Consider the following 16,498-nt stretch of genomic DNA (forward strand, 5'->3'; position numbering starts at 1 on the left):
CACAAGGGAGCAGTCCATTGACGGACTCAAAGCGGTAATGAGCCAGGGTTGGGCTCGCGGTATTCAGCGTCCGCTGTGGGTGGTGGGCTGCATGTGCAGCCTGGTGGTCGTTCATCACGCAGGGGCCGGTGACTTGCCGCCTCCGCCCAGTGGCATGGAGGCTGTTGCCGATGCGCAGTTGTTTCTGGAACTGGTGGTCAACCAGATGAACACCGGACGAGTCGTGGCGGTCGAGCAGCGCAACGGCCAGTTCTTCGTGCCGGCCGGTGCGTTGCGCGAGACCGGGATGAAACTGCCGCAAGACATCGGCGCCGAGGTCAACCTGGACAACCTGCCGGGCCTGCGCAGCGAGTACGACAGCCACGCTCAGCGATTGCTGCTCGACGTACCGCCGGACTGGTTGCCCGAGCAGTTCGTCGGTCGTCGCGACGTCTATCCGCGCACGCCGGCGCTGAGCAGTTTTGGCGCCTTGCTCAACTATGACCTGTACCTCAACGACACCGATGACGCCGGCACCTACCTGGCTGCCTGGAACGAGGTACGGCTGTTCGACAGCTGGGGCACCCTGTCCAACACCGGACAATATCGCCGCACCCTGTCAGGTGATGCGGTCAACACGCTGAACAACGGCTACCTGCGCTACGACACCACCTGGCGTTACTCCGACGACGAGCGCCTGCTGACTTACGAAGCCGGCGATCTGGTCAGCGGTGCCTTGCCCTGGAGCAACTCAGTGCGTCTGGGCGGGGTGCAGCTGTCGAGGGATTTCGGCGTGCGGCCGGACCTGGTGACGTACCCCTTGCCGCAGTTCGCCGGGCAGGCGGCGGTGCCGTCGACGGTGGACCTGTTCATCAACGGCTACAAATCCAGCAGCGCCGAATTGCAGCCCGGCCCTTATACCCTGACCAACATCCCGTTCATCAACGGTGCCGGCGAAGCCGTGGTGGTCACCACCGATGCCCTGGGACGACAGGTGTCGACCACGGTGCCGTTCTACGTCACCAGCAACCTGCTGCAACAAGGCATGAGCGATTTTTCCCTGGCCGCCGGTACCCTGCGCCAGGACTACGGCCTTCGCGATTTCAGTTATGGGCAAGGCGCCTCGTCCGGCAGCCTGCGTTACGGCTTGAGCGATCATTTCACCCTGGAAAGCCACGCCGAGGCCGCGGACGACCTGGCCCTCGGCGGTATCGGCGGCGCTGTGCGCCTGGGCAATGTCGGGGTGCTCAACAGCGCCATCAGCCAGAGCCGGTTCGACGGTGAAAGCGGACAGCAACTGAGCCTGGGTTATCAGTACAGCAGCCAGCGCTTCAGCGTTTCCTGGCAGCGTTTGCAACGGCGTGACCAGTACGCCGACCTGACGCGGGTCGACAATCCCTACAGCACCCTCAGCAAACGCAGCGAACAGGCAACCCTGAGCCTGAACCTCGATCGCTGGGGCAGCCTGGGCGCGGGGTATTTCGATGTGCGTGCGGCGGATGACTCGCGCACCCGTTTGCTCAACCTGACGTGGAGCAAGCCCCTGTGGCGCAACAGCAGTTTTTACCTATCGGCCAACCGCGAAATCGGTGACAGCAACTGGGCTGTACAGGCACAACTGGTGATCCCGTTCGACCTGCGCGGCAGCCTGGCCATCAGCAGCGAGCGCAGCAACAGCGGGCAGAGCCAGCAGCGGGTCAACTACAGCAGTGCGGTGCCGACCGAGGGCGGCGTGGGTTTCAATCTCGGTTACGCCAAGGGCGACGGGCCGGATTATCGGCAGGCCGACCTGACCTGGCGCCTGCAATCGGTGCAATTGCAGACGGGCGTCTACGGTACCCGCGACGCTGAAACCCGCTGGGCCGATGCCAGCGGTTCACTGGTATGGATGGACCGCCAGGTCTTCGCCGCCAATCGCATCGACGATGCTTTTGTGGTGGTCAGCACCGACGGTTATGCGGACATTCCGGTGCGTTACGAAAACCAGACGGTCGGTCACACCGACCGCAACGGCCACTTGCTCGTCCCCTGGACCAGTGCCTACTACCGGGGCAAATACGAAATCGATCCCCTGAACCTGCCGGCCAATGTGCGCAGCCCCAACGTCGAGCAACGCATTGCCGTGCGCCGGGGCAGTGGCTACCTGCTGGAATTCCCGCTGAATCGGGTCATCGCCGCGAGCCTGGTGCTGGTGGACGCGCAACAGCAGCCATTGCCCCTGGGCAGCGGTGTCGTCCACCCGCAAAGCGGCACTCATACGGTGGTGGGCTGGGACGGCCTGGTGTATCTGGAAAACCTGCAGCGGCAAAACAACCTGCAGGTGACGCTGGCGGATGGCAAAACCTGTGGGGTGCAGTTCGCTGCCGACATGGACCTGGACCAGATTCCGCTGATCGGACCGCTGGTGTGTCAATGAACGCCGTGAAGTGGTTGATGCTGCTGGCGCCATGGCTGCCGGGGACTGCGTGGGCCTTGTGCTCGGTGGTCGGCACCACACCGGTGGCCTTTGGTTCGCTGAGTTCCATTGCCGTGCGCACCACTGCGCAATCGAGTTCCACGGTCAATGGCGGCTTGAGTTGCACCGGGTCGCTGCTGACGTTGCTCAGCAGCAGCGATCACTTCTGGGCCACCGTGACGTCGTCCCAGAGCGGCCTGCTCGGGCCCACCGGCGATGTCATCGCCTACACGCTCTACGCCAACAACAGCACCAGTTACCCGTTGACCCGCGGCACTGCGTACGACTTCGCCCGCAACGGCATCATCGATGCGCTTGGCCTGCTCAACGGCACGGTGCCGAAAACCGTACCCCTGTATCTGGCAACCACCCTCGGCAGCAACGTCGCGGCCGGGGTCTACAGCGAAACCCTGAGCATCTTCTGGAACTGGAACTACTGCTCCGGTATAGGTGCAGGCAGTTTGTGCCTGGGTCGGGATATCAACAGCGGCACCACCACCTTGACGGTCAGCCTGACCGTAAATAACGACTGCACCATCACGGCGCCGAACATCGCCTTCGGCAGTGCACCGGTGGTCAGCGCGTTCACCCCGGTGACCGGGCAGACCATCAACCTGGCTTGTACCAAGGGCAGCGCCTACACCGTAGGTTTGAGCGACGGGCAAAACCCCGTGAGTGTGGGCGGGCGCAGGCGGATGATCTCCGGGGGCAATTACCTGGCCTACGACATTTTCAAGAGCGCCGGAACGACCCGTTGGGGCAGTGTCGGCAGCGCGCGGCGGGCCAGCAGCGATGCCGAGGTCAATCCTGGCAATGGCTTGGGCACGGGCAGTCAGGTCTTCAATTACAACGCCAGGATTTATACCGATCAGGTGACGCCGCCGGCGGGGACTTATCTGGACAATGTGGTGCTTGATGTAGGGTTTTGAGCCTGTAGGAGCGAGCAAGCTCGCGATGGTCGTCAACGATAACGCTGGCAGCCTGACACCCCACGGTGTTTTTTATCCATCGCGAGCAGGCTCGCTCCCACAGGAACGGTTGTGTTTTTGTCGGTTTGTCTGTAGCCGGATCAAACGCTTTCTGAAGTCCGGGGCTTCAAATGCAGTAGGGCATTTCTGAATTTCCTGCCCCTCGGCCATCCAACTTGCCCCTCATGCAGAATCGCCGGCTCGCCTTCAGCAGAGCCACACCGATCATGATCGATCAAAGTACATGGTTGCAAAACTTCCCGCTCTCCGGGAAAGAACAGCTCTTCGCCATTTTCAGCAGCACCAGCGCCGCTGAGCCGTTCAAGGTTTGGCAGCGTTCGAAAAGTGGCCAGGGGCCGCGTGCGGTTTGGGCGGGCACCGAATATGCCGAGTGGAATGAGGTGATGCCTTATGTCGGCGTTGTCGCGACGGACAGTGAGTTTTTGCAATGGGTGGCCACCACCGAGTCTTGTGACTGGGGTTGGCTGGCGGTGTCGTCGGCGAGCCTGGACGTGGTGGTCGAGCATTTACGCAGCCTGACTCAGGTGAAGTTGCCGGATGGCAAGGCTGTGTTTTTTCGCTTCTGGGACGGGCGTTACCTGCTGCCGATTCTGCAGACGGCCGAGGTCGATGCCGCTGAATTGTTGCCGGTGTTCTCGCGCTGTTTGATCAATGGGCAGTCGGTGGAGGTGGGCGGCAGGGCGGTGACCACGCAGAAGGTTTTTCCGTGGTGGGAGGTGCCGCAGTCCCTGTTGCAACATTTGGGGGGCGGGGATGCTTCGACCCGGATCGACAATCTGGTGCAGTGGTTGAGTGAAGAGCAGCCGGGCGTGTTTGAGGCGTTTTCCGAGCGGGTGCTGCGCAGCAAAGTGGCGCACTTTCTCACCCAGCCTGATTTGCCACCTGCGCCGAAGGCGGAGTTGTTGGCGTATTTGATGGAAGAGCTGAGTTGAACCGATGAGTCCTAGGACTTTTCTGGGCAATGTCCTAGGAGGTTTCCTTCAAGTTGTAGTGGTTTGCGTGAACTGGTGCGGCATGCGCTCGGTGGATAGTCTTTTGCCTGTCGCCGCGAATGCGGTGGCAGGGTGTAGGAACCCTTTACTCCAACGCGCATCAGCGCTGTCGTTTGATTGCGGCACTTAATTCGTGTCCGTAAGATCGTTCGCGGCGGCTGTGTGCGGGACACGTTTCGACGTGGCTGAGTTGGAGTCCTCAGTTTCCTACTCCCGCGCACGGCTGCCACCCAAGCCCGTAGGAAAGGCCGTTGGCAGTTTCAGATAAATACTCCAAAGGTTCTCAAAAAATGACAAAACTCCATCCCGACCCACCCTACGAAAAACCAATCCCTCACCCCGACAACCGCTTCATGGCGCTCACCAGCAACTGCAGTGAAATGCCCACGCTGTTCGTCGACACCCACGCACCCCTCGACGTGCTGACCGACGCGGCCAGTTACCGAATCCGTGCCGTCACCCAGGTGCTGGAGAACCTGTCCATGCGCGGCGCCATCGAATGTGAATCCTTCATCCTCAGCGACTTCGCACTGCTCTGCGCCATCCCGTTGCGTGATGGTTGTGATGTGCTGGATGTGGTCGGGCGGCGGTTGCGGGCCAGGCCTTCCTGAGAAGGGATAAAGCCTTCACTAGTCCCCTGTGGGAGCGAGCCTGCTCGCGATGACGGAGTGTCAGTCACGACTGAAATCGACTGACCCGACGCCATCGCGAGCAGGCTCGCTCCCACAGGGGGATGGGGTGTTTAGAAGTTGAGGGTCTGTTTGAGCAACTGCGCCGTCGGCGTGTCCGCCGGGCTGACCATGGCGTAGTTGTAGCCGCTGCCGGACCAGTACTCGGCCTGCAAGCCGCCGTCGCTGCGACTGCCACGGGGCAGCAGGTAGTTGTGCGGTCCAGGCGGGCGGACGTAGAAGCTGATCTTGTGCCCGCCCCCATCCTCGTACACCACCATCGCCGCCGGTCCTTGTTCGGTGCTGAGCAAACGCCCGCTCACCGGTCTGAACCCGGCGCCCGTCAAGTCGGGCAGGCGACTGGCCTGGTTGAAATAGCGGTCGAGCCAACCCTGCATGTTGCCGTCATCGCCGGCCTTGTAATCGGCGGGCAGCAGGCCTTGCTGGGCAATCAGTCGATAAGCCTGCAAGGCATCGCTCATGGGCAGTTGAGTGCTGACGAGGGTCATCTGGCGGGCCTGCCAGCCACTGACGCCGCCAATGCCGACGGCGATCAGCAACATGGCGGCGCTGGCCAGGTGTCGGCGGGTCTGGCGTTTCATGCGCTGGCGAATCATCGCCGGATCGAGGTCCGGATTGGCCGGTTGCTGCAAGGCGCCGCTCAGTGCCGCGCGAAGCTGCTGGGCGTCCTGCTGCCAGGCACGCACTCGGGCGCTGATTTGCGCATTGCCGGCCAGATAGGTCTCCACCAACTGCCGGTCCGAGTCGCTGAGTTGGTGATCGACGTACGCGTGCAGGTCACGTTCACTGGGGGGCATGCTGATCATTTGAGTCTCCGCAAGGCAGGGCGGGTGATTTTGCCATCGCTGATTTGCCGCAGGGCCTGGCGGGCCCGGGACAGGCGGGACATCACGGTGCCAGTGGGTACGTCGAGAATCTCGGCGACCTCCTTGTAACTCAGGCCTTCCACCGACACCCACAGCAGCAACGCACGTTGTTCGGTAGGCAGTTGATCGAAGGCATTGAGGGTCGATTGAGCGATGACCGTGCGCTCCACCGAAGGTTGTGCCTCTTCACGCCCGGTGAAAAATTCGAGCATGCGGGCATAGCGTCGGGAGCGCCGGTGCGCATCGAGAAACTGTCGATAAAGAATGGCGAACAGCCAGGCGCGCAAGTCGCCGTCGGGTCGTTTGTCTCCCCAACTCGACAGCGCCCGCTCGAGGCATGACTGCACCAGATCGTCGGCGCTGCTGGCATTGCGCGTCAGCGACAGCGCGAAGCGGCGCAATCTGGGAATCATTTCTCTCAGTTGTTCGTCGATATCGTTCATCAAATGCTGACCAGTCACTACGCTTGGATCAGGAAGACGCCCGGCATGGGAGGTTATTCCACGTCCGGAAAAATAAATACCGCACCAGGGAATAAACCCTCGTGTGGTGCGTCTGGCTGGTTCATCTCACTTGTGGCCGATGGCCCTGGAGTCTTTCATGGTAGATCGATCATCACCGCCCACCCGGCCCCCCTTGAGTGCCGTCAGTGTGACGTTGCGCCTGGCCGGCATTGCCGTAATCGTAGCCGTCGTTGCCGGGGCATTTGCCTACGTCAACGGCACCTTCGACCCACAGCGCCTGACGCCGAAAAAGCTGATCAATGTGCTGGAGACCAACAACGGCGTGCATCCCGGCTTTCGCCGCAATCATGCCAAGGGTGTCTGTGTCATCGGCCATTTCGAAAGCAGCGGCGAGGCGCGCAGCTATTCCACCGCGCAGGTGTTCAATGAAGCGCGCACGCCGGTGGTCGGGCGATTCGCGCTGCCGGCAGGCAATCCCTACGCGCCGGACAATGCCGTGCCGATTCGCAGCATGGCGTTGCGGTTTACCCAGGCCAATGGTCAACAGTGGCGCACCGGGATGAACAGCATGCCGGTGTTCCCGGTGGGTACGCCCGAGGCGTTCTATCAATTTCAGCAAGCCCAGTCACCCGACCCGGCCACCGGCAAGCCGGATCCGAAGGCGGTGCCGGCCTTCTTCGGCTCGCACCCGGAGAGCGCGCCGTTTCTGGCCTGGATCAAGACCGCCAAACCCTCGGCCAGTTACGTGACCGAAACCTATAACAGCGTCAATGCGTTCTACCTGGTCAATGCGGCCGGCCAACGCCAGGCGGTGCGCTGGAGCATGGTGCCAGTGGCCCAGGACGCGCCGGGCGCCACGGCAGCGGAGGGTGGCGATTTTCTGGAGAAAGACCTGGTGCAGCGCATCGCCGCCGGCCCATTGCGTTGGCAGTTGAACATCACCCTGGCCAACCCCGGCGACCCGGTCAATGACGCCAGCAAGGCCTGGCCCGAGGGGCGCAAGGTGTTGAACGCCGGCACCCTGGTGCTGGAAAGTACCCAGCCGCAACTCAACGGCGAGTGCCGTGACATCAACTACGATCCGCTGGTGCTGCCCGCCGGTATCGAAGGTTCCGACGACCCGTTGCTTGCCGCTCGCTCAGCCGGCTATTCCAATTCCTACCTGCGTCGCACCAGCGAAGTCAGCCAGTTGCCCGCCGCCAAACAGGAGACCCGGCAATGAGCACTCAACCCAATCACTTCGCCCCATTGGCGCGCCTGCTGCACTGGCTGATGGCGCTGATGATCATCGCCATGCTGTTTATCGGCGCGGGCATGGTCGCTTCGGTGTCGCAGCGCCATGAATGGCTGATTCACCTGCACAAGCCCTTGGGCGTGGCCATTCTGTTGCTGGTGATCGTGCGCTTGTTCGTGCGCTTCTCTACCCGACAGCCGCCGTTGCCGGCCGATCTGCCGGGTTGGCAAGCACTGGCGGCGAAGGCTTCGCATATCTTGCTGTATGCCTTGATGCTGATTCTGCCGCTGCTGGGCTGGGCGATGATTTCAGCGTCGGGGGAGCCGGTGATGCTCAGCAGTTCGCTGCAATTGCCATCGATCGTGCCTGCCAATGCGCAGGTATTTGCGTTCCTGCGCAAGGCACACGGGTATCTGGCGTATTTGCTGTTCCTGACCGTGCTGCTGCACTTGGCGGCTGCGTTGTTTCACGGCTGGGTGCGCCGCGATGGTGTGCTGGACAGCATGTTGCGGGGTAAGGATCGCGGTTGATTTTGAGCGGCGGCCGGAATCTCTATCCGGCCGCTGCCGCCCCGGAAAGTTGAAGTTTCCATAGCTTCACCTGTCAACTCTGACAGTTTCGCCTGCTCGAAAAGACGCGTTCAATGCTCACAGACTGCAGTGGCCACGAAGGGGCCAGTCGAACAGCACTGATCGTGTCATTCAAGGAGACGAACCATGTTCCAGACTGCAGGTGGGTGTTCCATTCGGCGTGTGTTCTCCGCGCTGTCGATGGTGTCATTGGCGGCATTGCTCGGTGCTTGTGCGCATTCTTCACCGCCAGATCCTGGTGTGCCGAAAAGTTGGGTTGTGGAGAATGTGGCGAGTAAGTCGACGGCCGAGTTGTATGCGGAGGTGATCAAGCCGGGGGTGTTTGAACGGTCGAGTTCGAAGGTGATTGATGGGTATACCGTTGAGAGCGGGAATTTGCGGATGCCGGATAAGTCGATAGGCTCATTGATTACAGTCAGGGGTAAGGACGGGAGTCTGACTGCGGCCATTGAAGAGCCTGGCAAAAGTGGATGGTTCGTGATCAATAGCAAGGGCGAGGGACACTTCAATCTTAATCCCACTGAAAACTACACATTGCCGGATGCGATCGTAGATAAAGAGGAACTTAAAAAATTCAAGCCATCGACAACGGCAGGTCCTTATGTCATTGACATGCTGGTTGGGTTTTCTCGCAAGGCGGTTGAGGTTGGAGGTGGTGATGCAACTGCCAACGCATTAGCGCTGGTGGAAGGTGTGAATTTGGCTCTGCGCAACTCTCAGGTTCATGATGTTTCGATGAGACTGGTGGGGGTGCAAGTCATAGAGCAGAACTACCCAATCGTTGGTGATACTTTAAATAAGATTGAGGGATTGTTTTCCGCTGGCATTCAACAATATGAGCCGGATATGGTCGCCGGCGTTTTTGGTGGTCATCCTGAAGATAATGCGGGAGGGTATGGGTTCGCACCGGGCAGAATTACTATCAATCATAATTCAATGGAAGTATTTCGCCATGAAGTAGGACACAACGCGGGAGGCATGCATTGTGCCCATGATGGTGGAGGTGTATTTCCTTATGGTTATGGCTTTGCGAACGGGAAAACCTTTACTGCTCAATGCGGAAACAGTAGCCCGTATTACTCGACTCCCGCAGTGCGTGATACTAATGGATTACCTATAGGTGATGCAGCTACGGCTGATATGGCCAGAGTGTGGCGTGAGAATGCTGAGCGACTGTCTTCCTATGCATTCGGACCACCCAGAAACTTCAAAAAAACCGGATCAACAATAACCCATGTCACATTCGGCTGGGACCCAGTGAGTAAGGCTGTTCGGTACGACGTATACAGCACAATACTTGCTGGTCCAGAAGTTAAAAAAATAGCCGAAGTCACAGGCTTGACTTATACCGTGGCAGATACATTCGGCAGGACAATTTACTATGTAAAAGCAGTTGATGCAGATGGAAAAGAGTCAAAGTTGAGTAATGGCGCATCTCGGTAAACGCGTGGTGACATGATCTCAAGAGAGATCATGTCACCACGACACTAGCGCAACGTATCAACCATCTCCGCCACAGTCGTCAACACATCCTTTGCCAACTGCTTCGACCGCTTGCCCGACCACCCCGTCAGCACATTCGGCGCATCGTTGTTGTCCTTGAACGGCATCTCCAACGTCAGCGACAGGCAGTCGAATTTTTCACCGACGCTGTTGCAGGCCAGGGTCATGTTGGCCTTGCCCGGTTCGTCACGGGTGTAGCCGTATTTGGTCTGGAAGTCCTTGGTCAGGTGCTTCAGATGGGTGCGGAAGTGTTCTTCGAGCTTTTCGATGCGCGGCGTGTAACCGGGGTTGCCTTCGCAACCGGCGGTGAAGACGTAGGGGATTTCTTCATCGCCGTGGATGTCGAGGAACAGGTCGACGCCGTACTTTTCCATCTGTTGCTGGACGAAAAACACTTCCGGGCTGATTTCCGGGCTGGCGCTCTGCCAGGCGCGGTTGAGGTCCTGGCCCATGGCGTTGGTGCGCAGGTGACCGTGGAAGGCACCGTCGGGGTTCATGTTCGGCACCAGGTACAGGTCGGCGCTGGCCAGCAGTTTGTTCAGGACCGGGTCGTCGTGCCGTTCCAGGCGTTCGATCACGCCTTCCATGAACCACTCGGCCATGTGCTCGCCGGGATGTTGCTGGGCGATGATCCATACCTTGCGCCGGCCTTCGGCACCGGTGCCTTTGCGCAACAGCTGGATGTCACGTCCTTCGACGCTTTTGCCGGTGGCCAGCAGTTCGGTGCTGGCCTTGGTCAGTGCCTGCTCGATCAACCAGTCGTGGCGGCCACGGCTGTAGGGTTCAAAGTAGGCGAACCAGGCGTGGGTTTGCGTGGTTTCAAGGCAAAAGCGCAGGCAGTCGCCTTCGAAGATGGTCGGCACGCGAAACCAGTTGACGTGGTCGTAGGAGGCGACCGCCTGATATCCGTCCCAGGCCTTGTTGTACGAGGACTGGCTGGCGTTGTTCAGGCGAAACCAGTGTTCCTGGCCGACATGCAGGCCGCTGGCCTTGAAGTGGAACCATTGGAAGTGGGCGCTTTTGGTATCGGGACGGATGGCCAGTAGGGGCTTGAGTGGATCGCTGATGTCGACAACCTGGATGTTGCCGCTGTCAAAGTTGGCAGTGATGTCGAGGGAGGATTTAGCCACGGTTGGTGTTCCTGAATAAGATTTCTACCGCGGTTACTTTACACGCAAGCGCGGGTATCAAGCGCAGAGAAATCGCATGGCGTCTGCTCTGTGCAACTTCAAATGCGTTGAGCCTTCCAGTGATTGTCTATAGGTAAAATCCTCTACGCCTTGCGAGTAAAAAGCTGTCACGGACCGACAATGAAAGTGAATATAATGGTCGAGCTATGGCTAGTTGCCACTACTCTGGCGGCTGCCTCTTCGGCCAATGAATGCGGCATAACTGCATTTCGGCGACGTACGTCGGGTCAAATATTGTCCCGTCGAATTCCGTAGTAGTGTGCTCTACGGAACTCCAGATTCACCTTCCCAATGTGAGCCTGTCGGCCTGAAAACCTGCCGCTGATCGAGTGCTGCCCGAATCTCGGGTCGTGCCTTGCGGGGTGTTGGCCAATACAACCTCTTTTTTACTTGTCGAGTCTGAGTTACGGACTGTAATGCGAGCGTCGCGCCTGAAAACAATATTCCGCCCGCACTCCCGGCCCTGCCTGTTGATATGGATCTGTTGCACGACCTTGCTCAGCCTCATCCTGGGCCTGGGTGGCCTGAGCCTTTGGCGCGACTGGCAGGATCGACAGCGTTCGATGGGGTTGCGTACCCAGGTCCTGGCCGCGGCGGTTGCGGGGCACCTGGGCAACGAGCTGGAGCAACGAAGGTTTGCCATGGATGCGCTGGCCAATCATTTGCTCAATCTGGACTGGCCGCTGACGGATGCCCAGGTCGGTACCGAGCTTGTTCGCTTTGTCGGGTCCGACCCGCAGAGCGGGCCGTTGATGGTGGGCGCCGGGGACAAGCACTGGGCGCTACCTGAAGTGGCTTATCGCGACATCGACTGGCAGCCGAACGAAGAGGTCGGTCGCAAGGTCTGGTTCGGGGCCAGTCGGCAACTGAACGGAAAACTCTGGCTGCCGGTGTTCCGTCGCTATGAATGCCCCAACGGCAAATGGTTGACGGTTGGCGCGTTGCTGCCGCTGACCAGTCAGCGCGATTACTTTGCCAGCCTGGGCTACACCTTCGATATTTCCCTGGTGCTGCTCGATGATCGGGGCAATGTGTATCGCCAGCAGGGGCAGTTGCCGGAGCAGGCGTTTGCCACAGGCGCCGAGGGCCCGCAATGGATCCACAAGGGATGGGGGCAGGACATTCTGCTGGTGCGCAAGTCCGTGTCCCGCTACCCGCTGCAATTTGTCATTGCACGATGGCCGGAGGAGTACCTGGCGCCACTGAGCGAGCAGCGGCTGTTCACCTTGATTGTGCTGGTGCTCACCTGCCTGGTGATCGTGTGTGCGGCCGTTGGCCTGAACGCCGCCTGGCAGCGCATCGGACGCAGCGAATACCGTTATCGCAGGTTGTTCCAGTCCATACGTGACGGTGTGTTGCTGCTGGGACCTTCCGGTATTCATGAAGCCAACGAGCGCGCCGCCAAACTGTTCGCCGTGGACAGTGCGCAATCCCTGGGCCGGTACCAGTTTGCCGATCTTTGCTGCCTGGACCAGCCGAGCAGTCACCAGGTGCCGGCGCTCATCGCCCAACTGCTGCGTGACGCCTCCAGCGGCGCCGACATGTGTGTGACGTTGAAATTGAAGCGGCTCGACGGTGGGGGCACGTTTTTCTGTGAAGTGCATTTGTCGCCGATTCGACTGGGCAAGAACGTTTACGTCCTGGCGTGCCTGCACGATATCTCGGTGCAGCAGCAAACCGAGAACGAGTTGAAGCTGTCGCAACAAAAACTGCTTGAAGCGCAACTGATTGCCGGCCTGGGGGTCTGGTCCTGGGAGGTGGGCAATGAAAACGCCGCCTGGACCGACGAGTGCGCGCGCATTGTCGGGCTGTCCGCCATCAGCGGTGAGAACACTTACACCGACTTCTTCGATCGTATCGTGCCCGAGCAGAGCGATTGCGCCCGGCAAGCCTTCGAGCGGGCGCTGGGCGGCGAACGGCTGGATATCGAGCTGCAAATCCGCCGGCCTGACGGTCATCTGCGCAACATTCTGATCTGTGGCGAGTTGCGCCCGCACAACGACAAACCCCTGCTGCTGGGCGCCATGCTCGATATCACCGAGCAAAAGCGCGTGGAGCAACGCTTGAGCGAGGGCGAGCGGCATTATCGCGAGCTGGTGGAGCTGCTGCCCGAAGGCTTGATGATTTTCCGCGGCTCGCGCGTGGTGTTTGCCAACCTGACCGCCGCCCGACTGTTTGCCGCCGACTCGGTGGAGCAGTTCATCGGGCAGAACATTTACAAGCTCGTGGACCCTTGCTTCCACCCGCAGCTGCTGGACGATCTTGAGCGCGTCCTGGGGCCGGATCACGTGCCGGCATTCCTGCCGCGCCACTATCGACGGCTCGATGGTGTGGAGTTCGAGGTCGAGATGGCTGCACGGCCGCTGCTGATGGAGGGTGAGACCTGCATTCAAGTGATGTTGCGCGATGTCAGCGAGCACCGGCGGCTGCAAGGCGATCTGGAGGCGGCCAACGGTCGCTTGCAACGCTTGTCCGGGCAAATCATCGATGTGCAGGAAAGTGAGCGTCGTCACCTCGCTCGCGAGTTGCACGACGATATCGGGCAGTTGCTGACGTGCATCAAGATCAGCGGCGCCGGTATCCAGCGCCATCTGGGGGGCAGGATCGAGCAGCGCCAGGGCATGCTGGTACGCATTGCCGACGAAGCGTTGAGCAAGGTGCGCGATCTGTCGCGGATGTTGCGTCCGGCGCAACTGGACAGCCTGGGGCTGGTGGCCGCCATGCGTTGGCAAATCGACAACTACCTGCCGGATCTGCCCGTCTATTGCCTGCACGATTGTGTCGAGCTGCAGCCGCGCGCCGAGCCTTGCGTGGAAATCACGCTGTACCGCATCTTTCAGGAAACGCTGAGTAACGTGCTCAAGCATGCCGGCGCCACGCGCGTCGAGATCAGCCTGGCGCGTGTCGCTGGCAATATTCATTTGAGGATCGCCGACAACGGACGCGGCTTTGACTATCACGATGCTTTGTTGGGTGGCAGTGGCATGGGATTAATGAGCATGGCGGAACGGGCAAAACTGTTGGGTGGCGAATGTGTGCTGACCTCGATCCGGGGGCAGGGGACCCGGGTCGAGGTGGTGGTGCCGGACAAGTGTGATACCCAGCGAGGAAACGAGGCATGACGGTTCGAATTGTCCTGGTCGATGACCACAACCTGGTGCGCGCGGGTATCCGGGTCCTGCTGGAAGATTGGGGGTATTCGGTGGTCGCCGAGGGTTGTGATGGCGATGACGTCGAGCGGTTGCTGGCGCTGCACAAGCCGGACATTCTGCTGATGGACATCACCATGGAGCGCTTGTCCGGCCTGGAAGCGTTGAGCAAGTTGCGCGTTCATTGGCCCTCGTTGCCTGTCATCCTGCTGTCGATGCATGACACCCGGGATTTCGTCCTCAAGGCGATGCAGATGGGGGCCTCGGCCTATCTGCTCAAGGACGCCGCCGAAGTCGAACTGCGCATGGCGATACAAGCGGTGTTGAACGGCCATCGTTACCTGAGTCCGAAAATTTCCGGTCGTGTGATCGAAGCCATGAACACTCAAGGTGCGGAACCCGAGGAAGCGACCCTGACTGCACGTCAGCGCGAAGTGCTCTACTGGCTGGTCAATGGCAAAACCAACAAGGAAATAGCCTATCAGCTCAATCTCAGTGTCAAGACGGTGGATGCTCATCGGGCGCAACTGATGGTGCGCCTGAACATTCGCGATCTTGCCGGGCTTGTGGTTTACGCCATCCGCCACGGCATTCTGGATCTGGACAAATAGCCGCAGCACCCTGCCGGCAAGGCGCCGTTCGCGCCTTTGCCCCAGTCCCTCCGAAGGCATGCACAGGATCGGTACCCGAGCCTGTGTAGGGTATTTTACCTAGTCCGTTCCGGTAATTGCCTCGTAGTCGCTTTCCTGCCCCCTCTCTAGAATCGGCCGCAAATGGCGTGGCCCTCTGCCAGCAGTCTTCATTGGCTGAACACACTGTTCCGGCAGCAGAAGCCCTGCATGAAAACAATACGATGGGGTGAGTCTGATGGAGCGGAAAACGCAGCGCACTCAGGCGCGTAATCCTTGGGTGCTGATTGTCGGGGTGTTGCTGGCCATCGGGGTTGGCTTCGCTTTGGCAGACGTGTGGTGGAAAGCCGGTCTTGCTGCCCTGATTCAGGGTCTTTGCCTCTGGATGTGTTGGCGTCAGGTACCCGCCGTTCCTGTGCCAGGCACCGAAATCCCCGTTGAACATGAAGACACGTCCGGCCTGAAGGCCTTGCGCACGTTGCTCTCCAGCGTCTTGCCGCTGTGGGAAAGGCAGGTCGGGCTGGCGCGCTCGCAAACCGAAACCGCCGCCGACGGCCTGACCCAGAAGTTCATCGCCATGAGTCGCCAGGTCGGCGAAACCATTGCCCTGAGCGCCGACGACAGTCATGGCGACGGTGTGTTCGAGGTGATGCGCAACGCCCAGGTCGAACTGCCCAAGGCAGTCAGCGCGCTGGATGCGACCCGCGCCGAGCGTGAACACTTTCAGGCCGAAGTGCACACCCTGGGCAGCATCGTCGACGAGCTGTTCCACATGGCCGAAGACGTCGCAAAGATTGCTTCGCAAACCAACCTGCTGGCGCTCAATGCCGCCATTGAAGCCGCCCGTGCCGGTGAGTCCGGACGCGGCTTTTCGGTGGTGGCCGACGAGGTGCGAAAACTCTCGACGATGTCGGGTGAAACAGGCGCGCGAATCACCGAAAAGGTGCGTGTGATGGGGGGCTCCATGCACGAACTGATCGAGCATGCCGGGCAGGTTGCCGAGACCGAGCAGCACAACATCCGCGAAGCCGAGCACATCGTGAATCAGGTATTGGGCGAACTGACCCAGGGCATCGACCGCATGGAGCAGCGGATCACGCTGCTGCAAGCCTCCAGCCGCGAGGTGGAGCACACCGTCAATGAAGTCATGGTCGACCTGCAGTTCCAGGACCGGGTCAGCCAGATCACGTCCCATATCACCTCGGACATGCGCCGCCTGCTGGAGCGGATGCACGACGTCGCACCGCTGGATGCCGACGCCTGGCTGCAGGCACTGGAGGCCGGTTACACGACGCTGGAGCAAGCCCGTATCCATGGCGGCGAAAGCCAGGCCCAGGTCGAACAGTCATCCGTGACCTTTTTCTGAATTTCCGAAGATCGTAACAAGAGGCTCTCTCATGGCTAAGACAGTGTTGATCGTTGACGACTCCAGCAGCTTTCGGCAGGTCGTCGGCATCGCCCTCAAGAATGCCGGCTACAGCGTCGTGGAGGCGTTCGATGGTCGGGACGCCCTGAGCAAGCTCGATGGTCGCAAGATCAATTTGATCGTCTCGGACGTGAACATGCCGGTCATGGACGGCATCACCTTCGTCAAGGCAGCCAAGCAACTGCCCGCCTACAAGTTCACCCCGGTGATCATGCTCACGACCGAGGCGGGCGAAGCCAAGAAGAGCGAAGGCAAGGCAGCGGGCGTGCGCGCGTGGGTCGTCAAACCGTTTCAGCCGCCTGTATTGCTCGATGCCGTATCCAAACTGATCCTGCCTTAGAGG

General features: G+C 60.1%; 13 protein-coding genes and 1 pseudogene. 11 read left to right on the forward strand and 3 right to left on the reverse strand.

What is annotated here, in order from left to right; all coding sequences use genetic code 11:
• Positions 1-37 precede the first annotated feature (37 nt).
• From ACQKP2_RS11910 to ACQKP2_RS11925, 4 genes are all read left to right on the forward strand, one after another.
• Entirely contained in the window at positions 38-2,395 is a 2,358-nt protein-coding gene (locus ACQKP2_RS11910) for a fimbria/pilus outer membrane usher protein (RefSeq protein WP_427576582.1), read from the forward strand.
• Positions 2,392-3,363 carry a Csu type fimbrial protein gene (locus ACQKP2_RS11915; RefSeq protein ID WP_427576584.1) on the forward strand — a complete coding sequence of 324 codons (972 nt, stop codon included), beginning with the start codon at positions 2,392-2,394 and terminating at the stop codon, positions 3,361-3,363. Before ACQKP2_RS11910 ends, ACQKP2_RS11915 begins: the two co-directional genes overlap by 4 nt.
• Before the next feature lie 266 nt (positions 3,364-3,629).
• Entirely contained in the window at positions 3,630-4,355 is a 726-nt protein-coding gene (locus tag ACQKP2_RS11920; protein WP_427576585.1) for a DUF4123 domain-containing protein, read from the forward strand.
• Positions 4,356-4,705: 350 nt separating this feature from the next.
• Positions 4,706-5,026 (forward strand): hypothetical protein, encoded by a 321-nt coding sequence (locus tag ACQKP2_RS11925; protein ID WP_427576586.1) that lies wholly within the window; start codon positions 4,706-4,708, stop codon positions 5,024-5,026.
• Positions 5,027-5,157: 131 nt separating this feature from the next.
• On the opposite strand, the gene ACQKP2_RS11930 is transcribed toward ACQKP2_RS11925, so the two are convergent.
• Positions 5,158-5,910, reverse strand: coding sequence for an anti-sigma factor family protein (locus ACQKP2_RS11930; RefSeq protein WP_427576588.1), 753 nt, complete (start codon positions 5,908-5,910; stop codon positions 5,158-5,160).
• Positions 5,907-6,413 (reverse strand): sigma-70 family RNA polymerase sigma factor, encoded by a 507-nt coding sequence (locus ACQKP2_RS11935; RefSeq protein ID WP_427576589.1) that lies wholly within the window; start codon positions 6,411-6,413, stop codon positions 5,907-5,909. The genes ACQKP2_RS11930 and ACQKP2_RS11935 overlap by 4 nt, the downstream gene beginning before the upstream one ends.
• Before the next feature lie 157 nt (positions 6,414-6,570).
• Here ACQKP2_RS11935 and ACQKP2_RS11940 point away from each other — a divergent pair, with 157 nt between their 5' ends.
• The 3 genes from ACQKP2_RS11940 (at position 6,571) to ACQKP2_RS11950 (ending at position 9,701) form a co-directional block, all read left to right on the forward strand.
• Positions 6,571-7,656, forward strand: a complete 1,086-nt coding sequence (locus tag ACQKP2_RS11940; protein ID WP_427576591.1) for a catalase family peroxidase — start codon at positions 6,571-6,573, stop codon at positions 7,654-7,656.
• Positions 7,653-8,198, forward strand: a complete 546-nt coding sequence (locus ACQKP2_RS11945; RefSeq protein ID WP_427576593.1) for a cytochrome b — start codon at positions 7,653-7,655, stop codon at positions 8,196-8,198. Before ACQKP2_RS11940 ends, ACQKP2_RS11945 begins: the two co-directional genes overlap by 4 nt.
• 186 nt (positions 8,199-8,384) lie before the next feature.
• Positions 8,385-9,701, forward strand: coding sequence for a M66 family metalloprotease (locus ACQKP2_RS11950; RefSeq protein ID WP_427576595.1), 1,317 nt, complete (start codon positions 8,385-8,387; stop codon positions 9,699-9,701).
• Between the two features lie 44 nt (positions 9,702-9,745).
• Here the strand turns inward: ACQKP2_RS11950 and ACQKP2_RS11955 are convergent, their stop codons facing one another.
• Positions 9,746-10,891, reverse strand: a complete 1,146-nt coding sequence (locus ACQKP2_RS11955) for a M14 family metallopeptidase (RefSeq protein WP_427576596.1) — start codon at positions 10,889-10,891, stop codon at positions 9,746-9,748.
• Positions 10,892-11,445: 554 nt separating this feature from the next.
• On the opposite strand from ACQKP2_RS11955, the gene ACQKP2_RS11960 reads away from it, so the two are divergent.
• From ACQKP2_RS11960 to ACQKP2_RS11975, 4 genes and pseudogenes are all read left to right on the forward strand, one after another.
• Positions 11,446-14,073, forward strand: a complete 2,628-nt coding sequence (locus ACQKP2_RS11960) for a PAS domain S-box protein (RefSeq protein WP_427576597.1) — start codon at positions 11,446-11,448, stop codon at positions 14,071-14,073.
• Complete coding sequence (locus ACQKP2_RS11965; RefSeq protein ID WP_427576598.1) at positions 14,070-14,711, forward strand: response regulator; 642 nt, start codon at positions 14,070-14,072, stop codon at positions 14,709-14,711. Before ACQKP2_RS11960 ends, ACQKP2_RS11965 begins: the two co-directional genes overlap by 4 nt.
• Before the next feature lie 802 nt (positions 14,712-15,513).
• A pseudogene (locus ACQKP2_RS11970) lies at positions 15,514-16,095 on the forward strand (methyl-accepting chemotaxis protein); the annotation flags it as partial.
• A gap of 31 nt (positions 16,096-16,126) precedes the next feature.
• Complete coding sequence (locus ACQKP2_RS11975; protein WP_427576600.1) at positions 16,127-16,495, forward strand: response regulator; 369 nt, start codon at positions 16,127-16,129, stop codon at positions 16,493-16,495.
• Positions 16,496-16,498: the final 3 nt, after the last annotated feature.

This window comes from Pseudomonas sp. NPDC089569, from assembly GCF_050280625.1.
In the GTDB taxonomy this organism is placed as follows: Bacteria; Pseudomonadota; Gammaproteobacteria; order Pseudomonadales; family Pseudomonadaceae; genus Aquipseudomonas.